The following is a 22,591-nucleotide window of genomic DNA, read 5'->3' as shown; positions in this document are numbered from 1 at the left end:
GATCGGCCTGCACGCACTGGAGCCCCTGATATGACCCATCCGCTTTCCACTACGTTTTCGACCGTGCGCGATCTGCTGCGCTACGGCGTCACGCGTTTTTCCTCGGCGCAACTCTCGTTCGGCCACGGCTCGTCCAACGCCTATGACGAAGCCGCCTATCTGGTCCTGCACACGCTGCATCTGCCGCTCGACCTGCTCGATCCGTTCCTCGACGCGCGCCTCGCGCCCGAGGAAATCGAGAAGGTGCTCGGCGTGATCGAGCGCCGCGCCAACGACCGCGTGCCGGCCGCCTACATCACGCAGGAAGCGTGGATGCACGGCCTGCGCTTTTACGTGGACGAACGCGTGATCGTGCCGCGCTCGTTCATCGGCGAGCTGCTCGCGGACGGCCTGCAGCCGTACGTGGAAGATCCCGAGCAAGTGGGCGCCGTGCTCGAACTGTGCACCGGCTCGGCCAGCCTCGCGATTCTCGCGGCGCACGCGTTCCCGAACGCCGACATCGACGCCGTCGACCTTTCCGCGCCCGCGCTCGAAGTCGCGAAGCGCAACGTTCACGAACACGATCTCGACGACCAGATCTCGCTGTTCGAAGGCGATCTGTACGCGCCGCTGCCGGAGCGCCGTTACGACGTGATCATCACGAATCCGCCGTATGTGAACGCCGATTCGATGGCCGCGCTGCCGCCCGAATACCGTCACGAGCCGGAAATGGCGCTCGCGGGCGGCACGGATGGCATGGACATCGTGCGCCGCATCATCAAGGACGCGCGCAACTGGCTGACCGACGACGGCGTGCTCGTGGTCGAGATCGGCAACGAGCGCGAGAACGTGGAAGCGGCATTCGGCGGCCTCGATCTCGTCTGGCTGTCGACGAGCGCCGGCGACGACCAGGTGTTCCTGATCCAGGCCCGCGATCTGCCGGTCTGAATTGACGTTTGAATGTGCGCCCGTGGCAGCGGGCGCACGTCAGTCAGCCACCTCTCGCATTGCTGGAACACCGGCGGCCTGGTCTTCCGCCGCCGGTCTGATGGCGCACGTTGCGCCGCCCTGGGTAAGATGACCGTTTCCCGGCTCACGCGGCTTGGACCTTGCCTGACGCGTCGGCAACGTCTCGCGCCTTTATGCACTTCGACTGGTCAACGCTCGGCACCCTGCTCGCGGTCGTCCACGTATTCGGACTGATCGCGGCCTGCCACGCCATTCTCAATACGCGCACCTCGCAAGGTGCGATCGCCTGGGCCGTCTCGCTCGCGACGATGCCCTACCTCACGCTGATCCCGTATCTGTTCCTCGGCCGCAGCAAGTTCGAAGGCTACGCAGACGCGCGGCGCATCCGCGACGAAACCTTGCGCACACGCGCACACGCCCCCGAACGCGACCGCCCGGCAACCACCAGCATCGGCCCGACGGATCTGCTCAGCGAACGCGTGATCCGCACCTTTGCGCAACTGGGCGGCATGCCGCTCGTGCCGGGCAACGCGGTGCGCACGCTGGTGAACGGCGAGGCCACCTTCGCGGCCATCTTCGACGCAATCGAACAGGCGCGGCAGTACGTGATCGTGCAGTTCTTCATCGTGCACGCGGACGCGCTCGGCGAGATGCTCAAGGACGTGCTGCTCGCCGCCGCGCAGCGCGGCGTGCGCGTGTACTTCCTCTACGACAGCATCGGCAGCTTCGACCTGCCCGCCAGCTACGTGCGCGATCTGCGCGCGGGCGGCATCGAGGTGCATCCGTTTTCGGCGAAGCGCCGCTTCGTCAACCGCTTCCAGCTCAACTTCCGCAATCACCGCAAGATCGTGGTGGTCGACGGCGAGCGCGCCTACGTGGGCGGCCACAACGTGGGCGTCGAGTATCTCGGCGCGAACGCGCGGCTTTCGCCGTGGCGCGACACGCATATCGAAGTGCGCGGCCCGGTGGTGGCCAGCATCCAGTTCGCGTTTACCGAGGACTGGTACTGGGTCACCCAGGAATTGCCGGGCTCCGAGCCGCCCGCCGTCACGCCGCGCGACGGCGACGACATGCAGTGCCTCGTCATGCCCACCGGCCCCGCCGACCGCCAGGAAACCTGCTCGCTCTTTTTCGTGGAGGCGATCAACGCCGCCAGCAAGCGCATCTGGATCACCACGCCCTATCTCGTGCCCGACTCGGCCGTGCTGTCCGCACTACGCCTCGCGGCGCTGCGCGGCGTGGACGTGCGCATCATGATCCCGAGCCGCCGCGACCATTACGTGGTGTTCGAAGCCTCGACGCTCTACGCCTACGACGCCGTGCGCGCGGGTATCCGCATCTTCCGCTACAAGCCGGGCTTCCTGCACCAGAAGGTCGTGCTGATCGACGACGTCGCCGCCGCGATCGGCAGCGCGAACCTGGACAACCGCTCGTTCCGCCTGAACTTCGAGATCATGGTGCTGACCGTGCACCGCGGCTTCGCCGCCGAAGTGGAAGCGATGCTGGAGCGCGACTTCGCGCACACCTTCGAGATCGACCGCGGCGAATACCGCAACGCGCCCGCGTGGCGCAAGATCACCATGCACCTCGCGCGGCTGTTTGCGCCGATTCTCTAGCGCCCGGCGTTACAGCAGCTTTTCGATGTCGGCGGCGATGGCGTCGGGCTTCGTGACCGGCGCGTAGCGCTTGACCACGTTGCCGTTGCGGTCGACGAGAAACTTCGTGAAATTCCACTTCACGCGCTCGAGGCCCAGCACGCCCGGCGCTTCCTCGGTCAGCCATTGGTAGAGCGGGTGCGCGTGGGCGCCGTTCACGTCGATCTTCGCGAACATCGGGAACGTGACGCCGAAATTCTTCTCGCAAAACGCGCCGATCTGCGATGCGTCGCCCGGCTCCTGCTTGCCGAACTGGTTGCACGGGAAGCCGAGCACCGCGAGGCCGCGCGCGGCGTACTGATCGTGGAGCTTTTGCAGACCCGCGTATTGCGGCGTGAAACCGCATTCGCTCGCGGTGTTCACGATCAACAGGACCTTGCCCGCATACTGTTCGAGGCTCACTGGCGCGCCGCCGCCCAGCGGCTCGGCCGAAAACGCATACACCGTCGTCATCTGGCTCTCCAAAGGAAAGCGCCAGTCTAATGGAGAAAGGGGCCGCCCCGCACCCTGGCCGAATGGCTAGCCGTTCGGCTAGTCATTGGAGGCCCTCCACCCAGTTAAAATAGCGCTTTACGTTTTGTTCGCGGCCCCGTCCGCGCCAGCGCTCCCGTGATCCGCTTCAACCAATTCAGCCTTGCTCGCGGCACCAAGCCGCTTTTCGACCAGACCTCGTTCACCCTGAATCCGGGTGAAAAGGCCGGTCTCGTCGGCGCGAACGGCGCGGGCAAATCCACGCTGTTCTCCGTGCTGCGCGGCGAACTGCACGCGGACGCCGGCGACTTCTCGCTGCCGCCTTCGTGGCAGATCGCGCACGTGGCGCAGGAAACGCCCGCGGTCGACAGGAGCGCGCTCGAATACACGCTCGACGGCGACGCCGACCTGCGCGAAATCGAAGCGCGTATTGCGGCGGCCTCGGCGGCCCACGACGGCGCGGCCGAAGCCGAAGCCCACGCCGCGTTCGCCGACGCCGACGGCTACACCGCGCCCGCGCGCGCCGAAGCGCTGCTGCTCGGCCTCGGCTTCACGCTCGACCAGACGCGCCAGCCCGTGGCGAGCTTCTCGGGCGGCTGGCGCATGCGCCTGAATCTCGCGCAGGCGCTGATGTGCCGCTCCGACCTGCTGCTGCTCGACGAACCCACGAACCACCTGGACCTCGACGCCATCGTCTGGCTCGAAGACTGGCTGCATCGCTATCCGGGCACGCTTGTCGTCATTTCGCACGACCGCGAATTCCTCGACGCAATCTGCAACGTCACGCTGCATCTGGAAAATCAGCAGGTCAAACGCTACGGCGGCAACTATTCGCAGTTCGAGCTGCTGCGCGCGCAGCAGCTCGCGCTGCAGCAAAGCGCCTACGAAAAGCAGCAGAAAACCGTCGCGCATCTGCAGAGCTTCATTGACCGCTTCAAGGCCAAGGCCACCAAGGCGCGCCAGGCGCAGAGCCGTGTGAAGGCGCTCGAAAAGATGGAGCTGATCGCGCCCGCGCATGCCGCCTCGCCGTTCACTTTCGAGTTCCGCACGCCCGATTCCGCGCCCAATCCCATGCTCGTGATGGAAGACGTGCGCTGCGGCTATCGCGCCGAAGACGGCACCGAAACGCCCATCGTCGAGCGTGTGGCGCTGTCCATTCAGAACGGCCAGCGCATCGGGCTGCTGGGCGCGAACGGCCAGGGTAAATCGACGCTGATCAAGACGCTCGCGGGCACGCTCGGGCCGCTTTCGGGCGAGACGCGCACGGGCAAAGGCCTGCAGATCGGCTATTTCGCGCAGCATCAGCTCGAAACGCTGCGCCCCGACGACTCGCCGCTCCAGCATCTCGCGCGCCTCGCGCCCGACACGCGCGAGCAGGAATTGCGCGATTTCCTCGGCGGCTTCAATTTCCCCGGCGAAATGGCCACGGCGCCCATCGCGCCCTTTTCGGGCGGCGAAAAGGCACGCCTCGCGCTCGCACTCATCATCTGGCAAAAGCCCAATCTGCTGCTGCTCGACGAACCGACCAACCACCTCGACCTCGAAACGCGTCACGCCCTGACCATGGCGCTCGCCCAGTTCGAAGGCACGCTCATTCTGGTGTCGCACGACCGCCATCTGCTGCGCGCAACCACCGACCAGTTCATGCTGGTCGCCAAACACCGGCTGCAACCGTTCGACGGCGATCTCGACGACTACCGCGACTGGCTGCTCCAGCACGCGGCCGAGCAACGCGCGGCGCTCAAGGCGGCGGCAGCCGGCGGCACGGGGAATGCGGCCAGCGAACTGGATGGCGCCGATGCGGGCGTCAACCGCAAGGAACAGCGTCGTCAGGAAGCGGAAACGCGCCAACGTCTTGCGCATCTGAAGAAGCCGCTGCAGGCGAAGATCGGCAAGATCGAAAAGGAAATGGACGCGCTCAATGCCGAGAAAGGCACGCTGGACGGCTTCGTCGCCGACCCGGCCAGCTACGAGCCCGAGCAGAAGACGCGTCTGACCGACGCGATCCGCCGTCAGGCCGACGTCCAGTCGCGCCTCGAGACGCTCGAAGCCGAATGGCTCGAAGCGCACGAAGAACTCGAGCAGATCGGCTGATGCCCGCACCGCACGTGCGGCACAATCGATCCTGATCCGCCTGTTGACCTTAACGACGTCACCGCTCTCACCGCCAGGAGTCACCCGAGTGTCGACACCCGCCTTGCAAGGCCTCCGCGTTCTCGATCTGACCCGTCTTTTGCCCGGGCCGGTGGCCACGCTGCGCCTCGCGGAAATGGGCGCCGACGTGCTCAAGATCGAGCCGCCGGGCGCCGGCGACGCCTCGCGCGCCATGATGCGCAACAGCGCCGACGAAATCGCGGGCCGTCCGGGCGCGTTCTATCAGATCGTGAACCGCGGCAAGCGCGAAACGCGGCTCGACCTCAAGTCCGAGGGCGGCCGCGCGGTGCTGCTCGCGCTCGCCCGCGACGCCGACGTGCTGGTCGAGAGCTTCCGGCCCGGCGTCATGGACCGGCTCGGGCTCGGCTACGAGACCCTGCGCGCGATCAACCCCAAGCTCGTCTACTGCGCGATCACGGGTTACGGCACGACCAGTCCGTTCGCCGAGCGCGCCGGCCACGACATCAATTACGTCGCGTATTCCGGCGTGCTCCACCAGATCGCCGCGCGGGACGGCGCGCCCGTGCTGCCCAATTTCCAGATCGCCGATCTGCTGGGCGGCGCGCTCGCGGCGGTCACGCAGATTCTCGCCGCGCTCTGGCAAGTTGCGCGTGGCGGCGAAGGCCGTTTCGTCGATATCTCGATGGCGCACGTCTCGCACACGCACAACGTGGTCGCCCAGGTCGCGCTCGCCAACGACGACGCGGCCGCGCTCGAGGCGGGCGGCGGCCTGCTCAACGGCGGCGTGCCCTGCTACAACCTCTATCGCACCCAGGACGATCGCTGGCTGGCCGTCGGTGCGCTGGAGCTGAAGTTCTGGCAGGCGCTCTGCACGGCCATTGGCCGCGAGGATTGGGCGCAGCGGCACTGGAGCCTCGGTCAGGCGATCGGTGGCACGGACGCGGCAGCGCTCACGCACGAGTTCGCCGCGATGATTGCGGCCGAGCCGCTGCAAACGTGGATCGACCGGCTCGAAGTGATCGACTGCTGCGTGTCGCCGGTGCTCACGCCCGGCGAGGCAGCCAATCATCCGCTCTTCAATCCGGAAGCGCTCCAGGCGGTGCTCGACGAAATCGCCGCGCAGCGTGAAGCGGAAGCGCGCCGTGCCGCGGGCTTGCCGCCGGCCGCGGCGCCGTTTGCCCAGGCGGGCGCCGCCGCTGCGGCCTACGGCATGGCGGGTACGCAAAGCGCACCCGTAGCGCCTCCGCCGCCCAATCCGCAAACCGCTTTCGCGACCAATACGCCCGGCATGCAGGGCTATGCGCAAAATGCTCCGCAAGGCGGCGGCACCCACGCACCGGGCCAGCCGCCGGGCAAGAAACCGTTCAGCTACGGCCCGTGAGCGAACGCGGCCAGGGCGCGGCGGAGGGGCTGCCAAGGAGCAACCAGGAGCAGGCGCAATGTAAGTTAAGGAAAGGCAAGCTGTATGAAAAATGGGCGCTCGATGCGCCCATTTTTCTGGCAAGTGCCTGTGTCGTGACCATGACCTCGCCGCCACCCTCGGGCGCCACCCGAGACCTCGCCGCGCGCCTAGCGCCGCGGCAGCGTTTGACGCGGCATGCGCTCGTCGTCGTACATGACGTGTTTGCGGCCTTCCACGTGATGGGCGATGGTGCTGCGCACCTGCGCGGCCGTCACATTGCCGGCCACCACCTGGCGTGAAATGCGGCCGTCGCCGTCGATCCACTCGACGATGCGGCAAGTGCCGCCGAAAGGCTGCACAAGCGGCTCGGAGACGCGGCAGCCGCGCACGACGATCGAGTTTCCGACGAAGGACGATTCTGTCTGTTTCAAGTCGCTATCCTTTCCGCTGGATGCGGGGTTGCATATGCGGGCAAGGATAGGGAAATCGCAAAATTTTCTGGTTACAGTGCGAACCAGGGTTGTTACCAATGATTACGCGACAGACCATGCCTGTCGCATCGACATCACTCCAGTTCGCGCACCCGGTCGATCGCTTCCTCAATCCGCTCGACCGCGATCACCTTGAGTCCCTCGATCGGCTGCTTCGGCGCATTGGCGCGCGGAATCAGCGCGCAGGTGAAACCGAGCTTCGCCGCTTCCTTCAGACGATCCTGCCCGCGTGGCGAGGGACGGATCTCGCCCGCCAGGCCCACTTCGCCGAAAACGATCAGCCCCTTGGGCAACGCCTTGTTACGCATCGACGAATGAATCGAAAGCAGCACGGCGAGGTCGGCGGCCGGCTCGGTGATCTTCACGCCGCCCACCGCGTTCAGGAACACGTCCTGGTCGAAACAGCCGATCCCCGCGTGACGATGCAGCACCGCCAGCAGCAGCGCGAGCCGGTTTTGCTCGAGCCCGACCGCGAGTCGGCGCGGATTCGGCACCTGCGCCGTGTCGACCAGCGCCTGCACTTCCACGAGCAGCGGCCGCGAGCCTTCCTGCGTCACCATCACGCACGAACCCGGCACGCTCTGCTCGTGTTGCGACAGAAACAGTGCGGAAGGATTGGCAACGCCGCGCAGGCCGCGCTCGGTCATCGCGAACACGCCCAGTTCGTTGACCGCGCCGAACCGGTTCTTGAACGCGCGCACCAGACGGAACGACGAGTGCGTGTCGCCCTCGAAATACAGCACCGTATCGACGATATGTTCCAGCACGCGCGGGCCCGCGAGGTTGCCCTCCTTCGTCACGTGGCCGACCATGATGATCGACGTGCCCGACTGCTTGGCGATGCGCGTGAGCTGCGCCGCGCACTCGCGCACCTGCGCGACCGAGCCGGGCGCGGACGTCAGCGCTTCGGAATAGATCGTCTGGATGGAGTCGATGACGGCAACGTCGGGCTTCTCTGCCTCGATGGTCGCCTGGATCTTTTCGAGCTGGATTTCGGCGAGCAGTTGCAGCTCGCTCATCTTCGAGCCCTTTTCGAGCAGACCGAGACGTTGCGCGCGCAATGCAATCTGCGCCGCCGATTCCTCGCCGCTCACATAGAGCGCGCGGCGGTCGGCCGCGATTTCGGCGAGCGATTGCAGCAGCAGCGTCGATTTGCCGATGCCCGGATCGCCGCCGATCAGCACCACGCCGCCCGCGACCAGACCGCCGCCCAGCACGCGGTCGAATTCGCCCACGCCGGACGTGAAGCGCGGCACGTCGGACGCCTCGATATCGGCGAGACGGCGCACCGGCGCGCTCTTCGCGAGCGCCTGATAACGGTGATTGCCCGCGGGCTCCGCGACGCTTTCCACCAGCGTGTTCCACGCGCTGCACGCGGGGCACTGTCCTTGCCATTTCGGCGCCTGTCCGCCGCATTCGGTGCAGATATAGAGCGTCTTAACCTTCGCCATGCTTTTCGCCATACCGCCTTTGTTTCTGGTGTCGTTGTCCTGGCCCGCTTCCCCACGCGCCGCGCTTATGCCGCGCTTACTCCGCGCGCACCGGCACGCGCGGCGCGACCGCGCACATCAGCTCGTAACCGATCGTGCCGCACGCGGCGGCCACCTCGTCGATCGGCAGATTCGCGCCCCACAGCTCGACGCGCGTGCCCATGCCCGCGCCCGGCACCGGCGTGAGATCGACGGTCAGCATGTCCATGGAGACGCGGCCGACGACCCGCGTGCGCACGCCGTCGACGATCACCGGCGTGCCCTCGGGCGCGACGCGCGGATAGCCGTCCGCGTAACCGCACGCCACCACGCCGATGCGCATGGGCTTGCGCGCCGTGAAGGTCGAGCCGTAGCCGACGGTCTGGCCTTCGGCAACGTTCTGGGTGGCGATCAATTCGGATGCGAGCGTCATCGCCGGTTGCAGGCCGGTGCCGTCGAGCGCCGACGCCTCGCCCGAAGGCGACGCGCCGTAGAGCACGATGCCCGGCCGCACCCAGTCGAAATGCGACTCCGGATGCCAGAGCGTGGCCGCCGAATTCGCGAGACTGCGCGCGCCCGCGATCCCCTGCGCGCCACGCTCGAACGCCGCCATCGCCTCGCCGATGCCGCGCGGCGTGTCGGCGTCCGCGAAATGCGTCATCAGCGTGATCTGACCGATGCCGGCCGCCGCCCGCGCGCGCTCCCATGCGGCGCGGTATTTCTCGGGCGTGTAGCCGAGCCGGTTCATACCGCTATTCATCTTGAGCTGCACGTTCACGGGCTTCGAGAGACGCGCCATTTCGAGCATGCGCATCTGCTCGTCGCAGTGGACGACGGTCGAGAGGCTGTAACGGTCGATCACGTCGATGTCGGTCGGCCGGAAAAAGCCTTCGAGCAGCAGGATCGGCCCCGCCCAGCCGAGTTCGCGCAGCTTCACGGCCTCTTCGAGGTCGAGCAGGCCGAAACCGTCGGTGGCGCGCAGTCCGGGGAACGCCCGCGCCAGCCCGTGCCCGTAGGCATTGGCCTTGACCACGGCCCAGATTTTCGACTTCGGCGCGTATTTCCGGACGACGGAGAGATTATTGGCGAGTGCGGCGGTGTGAATCGTGGCTGAGAGGGGGCGAGGCATGGGAGATTTTCGTAAAGACGCTTTCGAATCAGGAGCTTACAGGGTGTTTTCAGCGCCCGGCAGGCCCGCCTGCTGGGCGGTCAAGGAATGTGCTAGTCCGAATGCAGCTATTTTCGTGATATAAAGCCCTGCGCACAACCCATTTCGAACGTAATAAGCCCGGATGCCTCCCACCCGTCCGGGGCGGACGGACCGCAGCGAGGACAGCATCGCATCAGATGAAAAAAGGCTTTTACACCATCATGGCCGCGCAGTTTTTTTCGTCGTTGGCCGACAATGCGCTCCTGATCGCTGCGATTGCACTGCTGAAAGACCTTCACGCCCCGAACTGGATGACGCCGCTGCTCAAGCTGTTCTTCGTCCTTTCCTACGTCGTTCTTGCCGCATTCGTCGGCGCCTTTGCTGATTCCCGCCCTAAGGGCAAAGTGATGTTTATCACGAACTCGATCAAGGTCGTGGGCTGCGCCATGATGCTGGCCGGCACGCATCCCTTGCTCGCGTACGGCGTGGTCGGTTTCGGCGCGGCGGCGTATTCGCCGGCCAAATACGGCATTCTGACCGAGCTGCTGCCGCCCGAACGGCTCGTCGCCGCCAATGGCTGGATCGAGGGCACCACGGTCGGCTCCATCATTCTCGGCACCGTGCTCGGCGGCGCGCTGATCAGCCCGCACATCGCCGCCCACGTGATCCGCCACACGCCCGCCTCGATCAACACGCCGGCCGAAGCCGCGATGCTCGTGATCATGGCCATCTACGTGATCGCCGCCCTCTTCAATCTGCGCATTCCCGACACCGGCGCGCGCTATCCGCGCCAGCAGCACGGTCCGATCCGCCTCATCACCGATTTCGCCGACTGCTTCAACACGCTCTGGCACGACAAGCTCGGCCAGATTTCGCTCGCGGTCACGACGCTGTTCTGGGGCGCGGGCGCCACACTGCAATTCATCGTGCTGAAATGGGCCGAAGTCTCGCTCGGCATGTCGCTCTCGGAAGGCGCGGTGCTGCAGGCCGTGGTAGCCGTGGGCGTGGCCGCCGGCGCGATGATCGCGGCCGCGCGCATCCCGCTCAAGAAGTCGCTTTCGGTACTGCCGGTCGGCATTCTGATGGGCATCGCCGTCATGCTGATGGCGTTCTACACGCGCAACCTCTTTCCGCCGCATTGGGGCCTGCATATCGGCCATCTGCGCATTCCGGGCTATCTGCTGTTCGCCTATATGTTCCTGATGGTCGTGGGCGCGCTGTCGGGCTTCTTCGTTGTGCCGATGAACGCGCTGCTCCAGCATCGCGGCCACGTGCTGCTGTCCGCCGGCCACTCGATCGCCGTGCAGAATTTCAACGAGAATCTCTCGGTGCTCGTGATGCTGTGCCTCTACGCCGTGCTCGTCTGGCTCGACGTGCCGGTGACCATCGTGATCGTGCTGTTCGGCACCTTCGTCTGTCTGATGATGTGGCTCGTGATGCGGCGCCACCAGGCCAATCAGCGCGCGTTCGACTCGGTCGCGCTGATCGGCGAAAATCACGGACACTGACCGGCTGCGCCAACGCGCCGCCGTCGCCCCCTTCATCGAATTTTTCAGCGTCCGCGCGGCGGTCTTCGAGCTTTCGGAGCGATGCGCGCGCGGCGCCTTCGCGACGCTGCCATGACCTCACCGATTTCCCACGTCCTCACGATCGCCGGCTCCGATTCGGGCGGCGGCGCGGGCATCCAGGCCGACCTCAAGGCGTTCTCGGCGCTCGGCGCGTACGGCGCGAGCGTGATCACCGCGCTGACCGCGCAGAACACGCGCGGCGTGACGGCGATCCACGCACCCGACGCCGCCTTCGTGACAGCGCAACTCGACGCCGTGTTCGACGACATCCGCATCGACGCCGTGAAGATCGGCATGCTCGCCAACGCGTCGATCGTGCGCGCCGTGGCCGACGCGCTGCGCCGTCACAAGCCGCCGCGGGTCGTGCTCGACACGGTCATGATCTCGAAGAGCAATCACGCGCTGCTCGCACCCGAGGCCGTCGCGGCGCTGCGCGAGGAGTTGCTGCCGCTCGCGGGTATCGTCACGCCGAATCTGCCTGAGGCGGCGGCGCTGCTCGGCATCGAAGCCGCTACCGACGAAGCCGCGATGGTCGAACAAGGCGAGCGTCTGCGTGCGCTCGGCGCGCAGGCCGTGCTGATGAAAGGCGGCCACCTCGGCGGCGACGACAGCCCCGACTGGCTGATCGAAGCCGGCGGCACGCTGCGTCTGGGCGGCCCGCGCGTGCCGGTGACGAACACGCACGGCACGGGCTGCACGCTGTCTTCCGCGATTGCCGCGCTGTGGCCGCAGAACGCGACGCTCGCGGACGCCGTCGCGCAGGCGAAGACTTATCTCACCGGCGCGCTGGAAGCGAGCGACCGGCTCCATGTCGGGCACGGCGTGGGCCCGGTGCATCACTTCTGGCGTTGGTGGTAAGCGCGGGTTATTGCCGCGCGAAGGCGCTCGCCCGCTCGGGCCAGTCGTCGGGGACGATGAAACCGCGCGAGTGCTCGATATAGCCGCCGACGCCATCGGCGACGAACGCAGCGACCATCACCGGATCGTGCTTGCGCAGCAGATTCGCGAACAGCGTCGCGGAATCGGTCGGGCGCGCGACGGCGAGACGGTTTAAAAATCCGTCAGCCTGCGTGGCGCGCTTGATAGACATTTCGTCCGCCGATCCGGCTGCCAGCCTTTCGTGGACGCCTGACCCACCACCACTTGCTGCCGCATCGCCGGATTGGCCGTTAGTTGCAATCTCTGGACGATCGCGTTCCGCGAGCTCACGCGCGTCAAGGTGGCGCGGCGCAAGCCACGCGAGACGCGGCAGAACACTCCAGCCATCCGCGCCGTGACGCGCCGCGAAATCGGCCCAATCGGCGTGCGTGACCCACCAGCCGCGCCCATGCGCCGCCGCCACTTCCGGCGCATTCGTCGCGGCATGATCCGCGTGCGGATCGGCGCGATAGAACAGCCAGCCCTTCACGAACATCTGCGCGAGCCAGGGCCCAACCAGGCGGAGCGCCGCGAATTCCTCGCGCTGCGTCAGCCGCAATTGATGGTCGAGCAAATGCGCGAATTTCCAGTCGAAGCGATCGCGCAAATTCGGCCCGACGAAATCCGCGAGACGGCCCTCGTGAGGCTCATCGGCGCCCGCATGGAGATAGCACTTCACCGCCAGTTCCCAATGCAGCTTTTGGCCATCGGCGGTCTCGACGAGAAAATCGCATTCGCCCAGCGTGCGTCCTGCGTGACGCAGCGGCAGACCGGCGGCGACGAGTCGCGGCGCGGGACCGAGCGTCAGCCACGCGCCAAGCAGCGCTTCCGCATAACGGCCGAGGCGGGTGAGATTCGCCGCTTCGAGCATTGCGTGCAGCGGCGCCGGATCGCGATCGAGTTGAGCGAGCCAACCGGCGACGGCATGGGCCGACTTCGCATCGAAGCAAGGCTGCGCGAGTGGCGCATCCGGTTGCGCGCGCAACAAGTCGGCGCTGAGCAAAAGCCACGCGAGATCGCGCACGGCCGGATCGGCGTAGCGGGCTAGTGGATCGCGCGCGGCGTTCGAGGCAAGGTCGGACGCGACGAGCCCCACCCCGCCGCGCCCTTCGACGTTCATGACTCGCCGCCCGCCGCCTTGCGCCACGTGTCGCGCGCGAGGCACAGATCGGCCCACGCCTTCGATTTGTCGTGCAGGCTGCGCAGCAGATACGCCGGGTGATACGTGACGATCACCGGCACGCCTTCGTACTCGTGCACGCGACCGCGCAGCGACGCGATGCTGCCTTCGGTCTTGAGCAGGCTCTGCGCCGCGAAACGTCCGAGCGCGACGATGATCTTCGGCTTCACGAGCGCGACCTGGCGCTGCAGATACGGCTCGCAGCGCGCGACTTCGTCCGGTTCGGGATTGCGGTTGCCGGGCGGGCGGCACTTGATGACGTTGGCGATATAGACGTTTTCGCCGCGCGCGAGCGTCAGCGCATGGAGCATGTTGTCGAGCAGCTTGCCCGCCTGGCCGACGAACGGCTCGCCCTGGCGGTCTTCGTTTTCGCCGGGCGCTTCGCCGATCAGCATCCAGTCGGCTTCGCGGTCGCCCACGCCAAAGACGGTGTTGGTGCGCTTTTCGCACAGGCGGCAGCGCTCGCACGACTTGACGCGCTCGGCGAGCGCGTCCCAGTCGAGCGTCGCGATGTCGTCGCGCGGCGCGCGCGCGGGCGCGTCGATGTCTTGCGGCAGCACCGGCTCGGCGACCGAATCGAACCACGCGAAATCGTCTTCGGTGAACGGCGGCGGTTCGTCGGCGTCCGGTTGGGCGCGCTTCGCTTCGGACGGCGCCGCTCGACGTGACTCGGGTGACGTCGGCGACGTCGGCTGCGGCGCGGCGGCGGCCGGCTCGCGCGGCGACGTTCGCGTGGGCGCCGGTGCCTCGGCTTGCGGCGGCACGCTGGCGCGCGCCACGACAGCCTCGACCGACGGCGCAACCTCCGTCACATGGCTGGCAACGCCAGTGCCGACGCTAACGGCCTCGACCGCCACGCTTTCCACGGCCGCCGCCGCACCCTTGCGCACCCAGCGCGGCGCGAGTCCCAGCTCCTCGAGCGCGTATTCATCGAGCGCCATCCGCGCCCTCCTCTGCAAAAGTCAGACGCATCACCATCGCGTCCTCGCGCGTGTGGTGACGCGCCGGATAGTAGTTCTTGCGCCGCCCGACGGTCACGAAACCAAACTGCTCGTACAGCCGGATCGCCCGATGATTCGACGGCCGCACTTCGAGCAGCAGGCCTTCGAGCCCCTGCGCGCGCGACATCCGCACGCCTTCGCGCAACAGCGCGAGCCCGGCGCCCGCGCCCTGCGCCGCCGGCGCGACGCACAGATTGAGCAGATGCATCTCGTCGACCACCGGCATCAGCACGCAATAGCCGATCAGCGTGCCGGTCACATGACGCATGCAGATGCCGTAGTAGCCGTTGCGCAGCGAGTCCTCGAAATTGCCACGCGACCACGGAAATTCGTAGGCGTTCTTTTCGATGACCACGACCTCGTCGAGATCGCTTTCGGTCATCTGGGACAGATAGCGGTCGGTCATCAGCACACCGCTCATCGTCCCTCCCCGGACGCGGCCGATTTGGCGGCGAGGCGCTCGGCCGTGGTCTGAGCGACCTTGTTGCGGATGTACTCGGGCGCGGCCTGGTCGGCGGGCACCGTGCGGCCGGCGCGGAACGCACGCAGCGCGGCATGCGCAAGCGGCACGGCGTGCGGCAGCGCCTCGGCGTCGATCACGCGTGCGGCCGCCGCGGCGCTCAGGCGCGTACCGAAGGCCGCCGCCGCGTTACCCGCGAGCGTGAACGGCGTGTCGGGCGCGACGACGGCTTCGGGTGCATCGAGCGAAGCGGCGTGCACGGTCGTCCATTCGCCCGTCGCCGCGTCCCACGCGTAGTCGGCCCAATAGGCTTCGTCCATGCGCGCGTCGAGCGCCGCCAGCACGCGCGTCGCCGACGCGTCGCGCAGCCGCGCGCTTTCCGCGCAGACGAGCAGCGTGCTGACCGGCACGACCGGAATATCGAGGCCGAACGCGAGGCCTTGCGCCACGCCCGTGGCGGTGCGCAAGCCCGTGAAGGAGCCGGGGCCCGCGCCGAACGCGATCGCGTCGCAATCGGCGAGCGTAAGGCCGGCTTCGGCGAGCACTTCGCCGATGGCAGGCAGCAGGCGCGTGCTGGAGACAGCGCCCGTGGCTTCATGTCGCACCCAGACGCGCGAAGAGGTCGGTTTCTGAGCGGCATCCTCAGCGGCATCCTGAGCGGAGCCCGGGGCAGATGCACCGCCCGCGGATGCGGCGGCGCGAAGCAGCGCGACCGAACAGAATTCGGTCGACGTATCGATGGCAAGCAGCACGGTTTCAGTCATGACCGCTATTGTAATGCGGCGCCCTCGCCCAGTCGCCGCCCAGGCATGCGCGCTGCGCGCCGCGCTCACCGTCGGCGAGAGTCCTTCTAGAGTGGAGGAATCGTTCCAGCCCCATGCCAGACGACGCTGCTACCATCGTCGGACTCGATCGAATTCAAGTGGAGGAAACAGCAATGAGCGATATCAACGCCCAGTTCGCGCAGGCGCAGGAAGACGTGCAGAAGCTGTCGGAGCGTCCGGGCAACCTGACGCTGCTGCGTCTGTACGCGCTGTACAAGCAGGCGAGCGAAGGCGACGTGCACGGCGACAAGCCGGGCTTCACCGACATCGTCGGCAAATACAAGTACGACGCGTGGGCCGCGCTGCAAGGCACGGCGCAGGACACGGCGAAGACGCAGTATGTAGAACTGGTCGAGTCGCTCAAGAGCGGCGCGGCGAGCTAAGCCCGGCTTCGCACCGGTCGGCGCGGCACGCCCAGCCGCGCCTCGCCCGAATTTCCCCTCCGCGAACTCGCCGCGATTTCCCGTCGTTCCCACCCTCTTTTGCGCCGATCCGCGTGCAACTATCCGCGCACCGCAAATCATTTGCGCTCGCGCTGGCGCGCTGCAACAAAACGAGATATAATCCACGCTGCGTTGCGCTCCGGTCGCCATTGCGATCAGCCCAACGCCACGTAGCGTTAAGCTCCAATCCAGTTTAGAACCTGTCCCTCCCTGCCGTGGCCCTGCTTTCGGGCCGTCAAGTATCAGGCTGGCGGTTGGCCAATCCGGGCTGAGCCGCACCCAAAACAGCTTCTAACGAAAATCCGCCCCCGTGTGCGGATTGCCCCCGTTTTTCGATTTGTTTGCACAATCCGACGACTTGGGTATGCCGATTGGCGCCGACGTTCTATTTCCTGTGTACCAAGGATTTTCATGACTTCGAGCAATACCCAAAGCCCCCTCGACGCGATCGCCAACGACGCCCTCGGCCTCGAGCAGCCTGTCGCCGCCGCCGCTGAAGGCGCCGCGCCTGCTGCCGATACGCCGGCAGGTCCGACGTTCGAGTCGCTCGGTCTGTCGCCGGAGATTGTCTCCGCGCTGACCGCAGCGGGCTACAAGGCCCCGACGCCGGTTCAGGAACGCGCCATTCCTGCAGCCATCGCGGGCCGCGACCTGCTGGTCTCCAGCCCGACCGGTTCGGGCAAGACCGCAGCGTTCATGCTGCCTGCCATCGAGCGCTTCGCTCAGATCCAGAAAGCACAAGCCGCGCAACCGCGCGAGCCGCGTCCGCAAGGCGCGAACGGCCAGCAAGCCGATCGCCGCCCGCAACGCCGTCCGCAGCCGGTGGCACGCCCCGGCCTGCTCGTCCTCACGCCGACGCGCGAACTCGCCATGCAGGTGACGACGGCCGCTTCGACGTACGGCAAGCACCTGCGCCGCCTGCGCACCGTCAGCATTCTCGGCGGCGTGGCCTACGGCCAGCAGCTGATGCTGCTCGCCAAGAACCCCGAAATTCTCGTGGCAACGCCGGGCCGTCTGCTCGACCACCTCGAGCGCGGCCGTATCGACCTGTCCGAGCTGAAGATGCTCGTGCTCGACGAAGCTGACCGCATGCTGGACATGGGCTTCATCGACGACATCGACACGATCGTGGCCGCCACGCCCGAAACGCGTCAAACGATGCTGTTCTCGGCCACGCTCGACGGCAAGATCGCCTCGATCACCGGCCGCCTCTTGAAGGATCCGGAGCGTATCGAGATCGTCCGCAAGATCGAAGCGAGCTCGAACATCGCCCAGACCGTGCATTACGTCGACGACCGCGATCACAAGGATCGTCTGCTCGACCACCTGCTGCGCGACGAAAAGCTCGACCAGGCTGTCGTGTTCACGGCCACCAAGATGGACGCCGACCAGCTCGCCGGCAAGCTGGCCGACGCCGGCTTCGAAACCGCCGCGCTGCATGGCGACCTGCCGCAAGGCGCACGTAACCGCACGATCCGCGCGCTGCGCGAGCGTCGCGTGCGCGTGCTGGTCGCGACCGACGTCGCCGCACGCGGTATCGACATCCCGGGCATCACGCACGTCTTCAACTACGACCTGCCGAAGTTCGCGGAAGACTACGTTCACCGTATCGGCCGTACGGGCCGCGCGGGCCGTTCGGGCACCGCGGTGAGCCTCGTGCACCACGCCGAGCAAGGCGCGCTCAAGCGCATCGAACGCTTCGTGCGCGGCACGCTGCCGGTCAACGTCGTCGAAGGCTTCGAGCCGCGCAAGGCACCGCCGGCTAACCGTGGCGGCTTCGGCGGTCGCGGCCGTCCGGGCGGCGGCAACGGCGGCGGCCGTCGCTTCGGCGGCAAGCCGGGTGGCGGCTACGGCAACAACCGTGGCGGCTACGGCGGCAATGCCGGCGGCAACGGCGGTGGCAATGGCGAGCGCAGCTTCGGCGATCGTCCGCAAGGCGACCGCAACGGCAACAGCTGGGGCAACAAGTCGGATTCGCGCGGCGGCTACGGCCAGCGTGAAGGCGGCTACGGCGCCTCGCGTCGCGAAGGCGGCGATCGTGGCGGCTACAGCCAGCCGCGCGGCGACGGCTATGGCCGTTCGCGCGAAGGCTTCGGCGGCGGCCGTCGTGACGGCGGCCCGCGTGGCGCGCGTCGCGACAGCTAAACCACGCTGAAAACGGCACCGGGCGGCGATTCACAACCGCCCGGCGTCCGCAGCCCCAAAAAAGACCGGTGCTTCGTCACCGGTCTTTTTTTGTCCGCACGTTGGATTTCACGATATGAAAAAATTTTTTGCTCCGTAAAATCGCGTGCTGCGTGGCACAAACCGGGCCATTGCGAGATGGGAAATTGCATTCCTCATCGCGAAATAAACACAATAAATCATTGATTTAATTCAAATAAAAATCCATAAAAATCCTCATTGCCGCCCTGTTGCGGGGTGATCGATTTGCCTAGACTCTTATATAAGAGTTCGCGAAACAAAACGCCTCCGTCCCCACAACGAGACACAAGCTTCGCGAAGTTCACCGGTTTAGTCGTTCCGATCAGCGGTTCATCTATCAGGTCAACAGAAGGAGCCCACCATGTCGACGCGTCAACAGCAAGCCGAGCAACTCCAGCAGCAATGGGACACGGATCCGCGCTGGAAAGGCATCAAGCGCAACTACACGGCCGACGACGTGGTGCGCCTGCGCGGATCGATCCAGCCCGAGCACACGCTCGCGAAGCAAGGCGCGGAAAAGCTCTGGAAAGGCGTGAACACCGAGCCGTTCATCAACGCGCTGGGCGCGCTCACCGGCAATCAGGCGATGCAACAGGTCAAGGCCGGCCTCAAGGCGATCTATCTGTCGGGCTGGCAGGTCGCGGGCGACGCGAACCTCGCGGGCGAGATGTATCCGGACCAGTCGCTCTACCCGGCCAACTCGGTGCCGCGGGTGGTCAAGCGCATCAACAACACGCTCACGCGCGCCGACCAGATCCAGTGGTCGGAAGGCAAGAATCCGGGCGACGAAGGCTATACCGACTTCTTCCAGCCGATCGTGGCCGACGCCGAAGCAGGCTTCGGCGGCGTGCTGAACGCGTTCGAACTGATGAAGGCGATGATCGAAGCCGGCGCCGCGGGCGTGCACTTCGAAGACCAGCTCGCCTCGGTCAAGAAGTGTGGCCACATGGGCGGCAAAGTGCTCGTGCCGACGCGCGAAAACGTCGCCAAGCTGACGGCCGCGCGTCTGGCCGCCGACGTCTGCGGCGTGCCGACCGTGCTGCTCGCGCGCACCGACGCCGAAGCCGCCGACCTCGTCACCTCGGATATCGACGACAACGACAAGCCGTTCCTCACCGGCGAACGCACGGTGGAAGGCTTCTTCCGCACCCGCAACGGCCTCGAACAGTCGATCTCGCGCGGCCTCGCCTACGCGCCGTACGCCGACATGATCTGGTGCGAGACGGGCAAGCCGGATCTCGCGTTCGCCAAGCAGTTCGCCGAAGCGATCCACAAGGAATTCCCGGGCAAGCTGCTTTCGTACAACTGCTCGCCGTCGTTCAACTGGAAGAAGAATCTCGACGACGCGACGATCGCCAAGTTCCAGCGCGAGCTGGGCGCGATGGGCTACAAGTTCCAGTTCATCACGCTCGCGGGCTTCCACTCGCTGAACTACTCGATGTTCAACCTCGCGCACGGCTATGCGCGTCAGAACATGAGCGCGTTCGTGGAACTCCAGCAGGCCGAGTTCGCAGCGGCCGAGAAGGGCTTCACCGCCGTGAAGCATCAACGCGAAGTGGGCACGGGCTACTTCGATGCCGTGACGCAGACGGTCGAGCGCAACGCGTCGACCACGGCGTTGCACGGTTCGACGGAAGACGAGCAGTTTTTCGATAAAAAGGTGGCGTAAGACCACCGTTGGCGCGGGTTGGGGAACCCTCGCCCGTTCAGGCGCCGTCCGCACGGCGCGGCGGCCGGCATGTGAACCTTGGCGGGGCATGCCGGCCGCCGCCACCGCCGGACGCGCGCCGGACGCTTTTCACCGATAGACGATCACCGGAATCTTCGTATGACTGAGCACACGTTGGGTTTCGCTGCCGATCAACAGGCTGCCCAGACCGCGACGTCCATGCGAGGCCATGAAAATCACGTCGCAGCCCCGGTTTTCGGCGGCTTCGATAATGCCCAGATAAGGCGAAGGATGCACGCTGGTGCAGCTGTCGCACGCCACGCCCACGCTGTGCGCCGCCTCCTCGACTGCCTGCAGATGCGTGCGCGCCTCTCGCTCACTGCGCGTCTGGAAGTCGCCGGGAAGTTCGATGGCGATGTCGCCGGCGATGTTGCCAGGATACGGCGAGTACGGATACTGCGGCATGCAGGCGTAGGCCGTGACGTGCGCGCCCAGCGTCCGTGCGAGTGCAATCGCGCCGTCGATCGCCTTTTTCGACAGATCCGTGCCGTCGGTCGGAACGAGGATGTGCTTGAACATGACGCCCTCCGTGTTCGTCTGCGCTGCCGGCGCTTCCGGCAACGCTTCTGCCAACGCTTCTACCCAGTCTGCTGCCCGGTCTTCTGCCGATTGTAGTGCGCTAAAAAACACGCCGCGGCGGGCATGCGGGCATCTCCGCATATCGGAAACACCCACGTCAGGCCGCGCGTCGAGCGAATGTCGCGGGACGGATCGCGTCAGTCCTGCCCCCAGTAACCCGGTTGACCGTACGTATGCTTGAGAAAGTCGAGAAAGAGGCGCACGCGCAACGGCAGGTGCCGGCGCTGCGGAAACACGGCATGAATGCCGATGGGCGGCGCGGCGTAGGCGTCGAGCACGCGCGCGAGCCGGCCCGCCGCAATGTCCTCGCCGACTTCCCACCACGAGCGCCACGCGAGACCGTGGCCCGCCAGACACCATTCGTGCAGCACCGCGCCATCCGAGCACTCCATCGTGCCCGCCACGCGAATCTGCACGACCTTGCCGTCCTGCTGGAACGTCCAGCCGCGCTGCTGATTCGCGCTCGCGCCGAACGCGAGGCAGTTGTGACGCGCGAGATCGGCGAGCGTTTCGGGTTCGCCGCGCCGCGACAGATACGAGGGCGCGGCAACGACGACGCGCCGGTTTTCACCGAGCTTGAGCGAGACCAGCGACGAGTCGGGCAATTCGCCCAGCCGCACGGCGCAGTCGAAGCCTTCATTGACCAGATCGACGAGCCGGTCCGAGAGATCGAGCGTGATCGTCACGTCCGGATGCGCGACCGTGAAATCGGGCACGAGCGGCGCGACGTGACGCCGTCCGAAACCCGCGGGCGCCGACACGCGCAAATGTCCGCTCGCCTTCACGCCGCCCGCCGAGACGCTCGCCTCGGCGTTCTGCATGTCGTGGATGATGCGCTGGCAGTCCTCGAGAAACGCCGAGCCCTCGAAAGTCAGCGTGATACGCCGCGTGGTGCGCACGAACAGCTTCACGCCGAGGCGTTCCTCGAGCGCGTCGATACGGCGTCCGATGATCGCGGGCGCCACGCCTTCGGCCTGCGCGGCCGCCGAAAGACTGCCCTTCGCGGCGACGATCGCGAAGGTTTCGATCTGCTTGAATCGATCCATCTGGAGAAAAAGGGAGCCGGATTGCGCAGCGCAAATGGCTGCAAAGAAGCGAATGATCGTCAGATTAGGTGGGTAAAAGTAAAAGATCAAGTGATCAATCGCGCCTTTTTCAGCAATCCACCTCATGAATACAATTCACCTCGACCTCTGACGACGGAGTGCAAGGCTATGTCGGCCACAACGACAACTCTTTTTCCCAAGGCGGTGATCTTCGACGCGTACGGCACGCTCTTCGACGTGCATTCCGTCGTCGCCGCCGCCGAGCAGATGTTCCCGGGCCAGGGCGAAGCGCTCTCGCAGCTCTGGCGTCTCAAGCAGATCGAGTACACGCAGTTGCGCACGCTCTCGGACCCCGCCGGCGCGCGCTACAAGCCGTTCTGGGACGTCACGCTCGACGCGCTGCGCTACGCCGCGCGCCGCCTGAACCTCTCGCTCACGGGCGCGGGCGAAAAGCGTCTGATGGACGAATACGCCTGCCTGTCTGCCTTCCCCGACGTCCTGCCGGTGCTGCGCCGCCTGCGCGAAACGCGCGCCGACGGCAGCCGCACGGGTCTCGCGATCCTCTCGAACGGCAATCCGCAGATGCTCGACATTGCGGTCAAGAGCGCGGGCATGACCGGCCTGTTCGACCACGTGCTGTCCGTGGACGCCGTGCGCGCCTACAAGCCCGCGGCCGCCGCGTACGCGCTCGGCACCGCCGCGTTCGACGCGGCGCCGCGCGAGCTGGTCTTCGTGTCGTCGAACGGCTGGGACGCCGCGGGCGCCGGCTGGTTCGGCTACACCACCTTCTGGATCAACCGCCAGCGTCTGCCCGCCGAAGAACTCGGCGTCGCGCCGCACGGCACCGGCGGCGGCATGGCTGAACTGGCCGCCTTCATCGAAACCGCCGCGCCCGCCGAACGAAGCCGCCCCCGCCCCAGCCCGGGCGCATGACGAC

At 66.5% G+C, this 22,591-nt stretch carries 19 protein-coding genes and 1 pseudogene; 10 read left to right on the top strand and 10 right to left on the bottom strand.

The window, feature by feature from the left end; genetic code table 11:
* The first annotated feature begins 30 nt into the window (after window positions 1-30).
* Entirely contained in the window at window positions 31-927 is an 897-nt protein-coding gene (prmB, locus tag BMY06_RS18540; RefSeq protein ID WP_074984495.1) for a 50S ribosomal protein L3 N(5)-glutamine methyltransferase, read from the top strand.
* A gap of 194 nt (window positions 928-1,121) precedes the next feature.
* Window positions 1,122-2,564, top strand: a complete 1,443-nt coding sequence (gene cls, locus BMY06_RS18535; protein WP_074984493.1) for a cardiolipin synthase — start codon at window positions 1,122-1,124, stop codon at window positions 2,562-2,564.
* Window positions 2,565-2,573: 9 nt separating this feature from the next.
* On the opposite strand, the gene BMY06_RS18530 is transcribed toward cls, so the two are convergent.
* Window positions 2,574-3,056, bottom strand: coding sequence for a glutathione peroxidase (locus BMY06_RS18530; protein WP_065060182.1), 483 nt, complete (start codon window positions 3,054-3,056; stop codon window positions 2,574-2,576).
* 156 nt (window positions 3,057-3,212) lie between these two features.
* Between BMY06_RS18530 and BMY06_RS18525 the strand changes: the two genes are divergently transcribed.
* Window positions 3,213-5,168: an ATP-binding cassette domain-containing protein gene (locus BMY06_RS18525; protein ID WP_074984492.1), complete on the top strand. Its 1,956-nt coding sequence runs from the start codon at window positions 3,213-3,215 to the stop codon at window positions 5,166-5,168.
* Between the two features lie 103 nt (window positions 5,169-5,271).
* A pseudogene (locus BMY06_RS18520) lies at window positions 5,272-6,291 on the top strand (CaiB/BaiF CoA transferase family protein); the annotation flags it as partial.
* 467 nt (window positions 6,292-6,758) lie between these two features.
* On the opposite strand, the gene BMY06_RS18515 reads toward BMY06_RS18520, so the two are convergent.
* The 3 genes from BMY06_RS18515 to alr all read right to left on the bottom strand — a co-directional run bounded on the left by BMY06_RS18515 (window position 6,759) and on the right by alr (window position 9,680).
* Entirely contained in the window at window positions 6,759-7,022 is a 264-nt protein-coding gene (locus tag BMY06_RS18515; RefSeq protein WP_074984490.1) for a DUF2866 domain-containing protein, read from the bottom strand.
* 134 nt (window positions 7,023-7,156) lie between these two features.
* Window positions 7,157-8,533, bottom strand: coding sequence for a DNA repair protein RadA (gene radA, locus BMY06_RS18510; protein ID WP_074984586.1), 1,377 nt, complete (start codon window positions 8,531-8,533; stop codon window positions 7,157-7,159).
* Between the two features lie 76 nt (window positions 8,534-8,609).
* Window positions 8,610-9,680 (bottom strand): alanine racemase, encoded by a 1,071-nt coding sequence (gene alr, locus BMY06_RS18505; RefSeq protein ID WP_074984489.1) that lies wholly within the window; start codon window positions 9,678-9,680, stop codon window positions 8,610-8,612.
* Between the two features lie 218 nt (window positions 9,681-9,898).
* Here alr and lplT point away from each other — a divergent pair, with 218 nt between their 5' ends.
* Both lplT and thiD read left to right on the top strand, forming a co-directional pair.
* Window positions 9,899-11,209, top strand: a complete 1,311-nt coding sequence (gene lplT, locus BMY06_RS18500; protein WP_065060185.1) for a lysophospholipid transporter LplT — start codon at window positions 9,899-9,901, stop codon at window positions 11,207-11,209.
* Between the two features lie 111 nt (window positions 11,210-11,320).
* The gene (gene thiD, locus BMY06_RS18495) at window positions 11,321-12,127 is read left to right on the top strand and encodes a bifunctional hydroxymethylpyrimidine kinase/phosphomethylpyrimidine kinase (RefSeq protein WP_074984584.1); all 807 of its coding nucleotides are present in this window, start codon (window positions 11,321-11,323) and stop codon (window positions 12,125-12,127) included.
* Window positions 12,128-12,134: 7 nt separating this feature from the next.
* On the opposite strand, the gene BMY06_RS18490 is transcribed toward thiD, so the two are convergent.
* The 4 genes from BMY06_RS18490 to tsaB are packed head-to-tail and all read right to left on the bottom strand — an operon-like array spanning window position 12,135 to window position 15,592.
* Window positions 12,135-13,307, bottom strand: a complete 1,173-nt coding sequence (locus BMY06_RS18490) for a DUF1853 family protein (RefSeq protein WP_074984487.1) — start codon at window positions 13,305-13,307, stop codon at window positions 12,135-12,137.
* Complete coding sequence (locus BMY06_RS18485; protein WP_074984486.1) at window positions 13,304-14,308, bottom strand: uracil-DNA glycosylase; 1,005 nt, start codon at window positions 14,306-14,308, stop codon at window positions 13,304-13,306. The genes BMY06_RS18490 and BMY06_RS18485 overlap by 4 nt, the downstream gene beginning before the upstream one ends.
* Complete coding sequence (rimI, locus tag BMY06_RS18480; protein WP_065060188.1) at window positions 14,295-14,789, bottom strand: ribosomal protein S18-alanine N-acetyltransferase; 495 nt, start codon at window positions 14,787-14,789, stop codon at window positions 14,295-14,297. The genes BMY06_RS18485 and rimI overlap by 14 nt, the downstream gene beginning before the upstream one ends.
* On the bottom strand, window positions 14,786-15,592 hold the full coding sequence (tsaB, locus tag BMY06_RS18475; protein WP_074984484.1) for a tRNA (adenosine(37)-N6)-threonylcarbamoyltransferase complex dimerization subunit type 1 TsaB: 807 nt from the start codon (window positions 15,590-15,592) through the stop codon (window positions 14,786-14,788). Before tsaB ends, rimI begins: the two co-directional genes overlap by 4 nt.
* 173 nt (window positions 15,593-15,765) lie before the next feature.
* Here tsaB and BMY06_RS18470 point away from each other — a divergent pair, with 173 nt between their 5' ends.
* The 3 genes from BMY06_RS18470 to aceA all read left to right on the top strand — a co-directional run bounded on the left by BMY06_RS18470 (window position 15,766) and on the right by aceA (window position 19,969).
* A complete protein-coding gene (locus BMY06_RS18470) occupies window positions 15,766-16,035 on the top strand; it encodes an acyl-CoA-binding protein (protein ID WP_074984483.1) in 270 nt (89 codons plus the stop codon).
* Between the two features lie 471 nt (window positions 16,036-16,506).
* A complete protein-coding gene (locus BMY06_RS18465) occupies window positions 16,507-18,240 on the top strand; it encodes a DEAD/DEAH box helicase (protein ID WP_074984481.1) in 1,734 nt (577 codons plus the stop codon).
* A gap of 421 nt (window positions 18,241-18,661) precedes the next feature.
* Window positions 18,662-19,969 carry an isocitrate lyase gene (gene aceA / locus BMY06_RS18460; RefSeq protein WP_074984479.1) on the top strand — a complete coding sequence of 436 codons (1,308 nt, stop codon included), beginning with the start codon at window positions 18,662-18,664 and terminating at the stop codon, window positions 19,967-19,969.
* 129 nt (window positions 19,970-20,098) lie between these two features.
* Here the strand turns inward: aceA and BMY06_RS18455 are convergent, their stop codons facing one another.
* Together BMY06_RS18455 and BMY06_RS18450 are read right to left on the bottom strand one after the other, a co-directional pair.
* Window positions 20,099-20,548 (bottom strand): universal stress protein, encoded by a 450-nt coding sequence (locus BMY06_RS18455; protein WP_065060362.1) that lies wholly within the window; start codon window positions 20,546-20,548, stop codon window positions 20,099-20,101.
* 197 nt (window positions 20,549-20,745) lie between these two features.
* The gene (locus BMY06_RS18450; protein WP_065060193.1) at window positions 20,746-21,654 is read right to left on the bottom strand and encodes a LysR family transcriptional regulator; all 909 of its coding nucleotides are present in this window, start codon (window positions 21,652-21,654) and stop codon (window positions 20,746-20,748) included.
* 168 nt (window positions 21,655-21,822) lie between these two features.
* Here BMY06_RS18450 and BMY06_RS18445 point away from each other — a divergent pair, with 168 nt between their 5' ends.
* The gene (locus BMY06_RS18445) at window positions 21,823-22,587 is read left to right on the top strand and encodes a haloacid dehalogenase type II (RefSeq protein ID WP_065060194.1); all 765 of its coding nucleotides are present in this window, start codon (window positions 21,823-21,825) and stop codon (window positions 22,585-22,587) included.
* Window positions 22,588-22,591 lie beyond the last annotated feature (4 nt).

It is taken from the genome of Paraburkholderia tropica (genome assembly GCF_900109265.1).
In the GTDB taxonomy this organism is placed as follows: Bacteria; Pseudomonadota; Gammaproteobacteria; order Burkholderiales; family Burkholderiaceae; genus Paraburkholderia; species Paraburkholderia tropica.
Note: the sequence above shows the minus strand (reverse complement) of the source record. Positions and strands in the feature narration are given on the sequence as shown.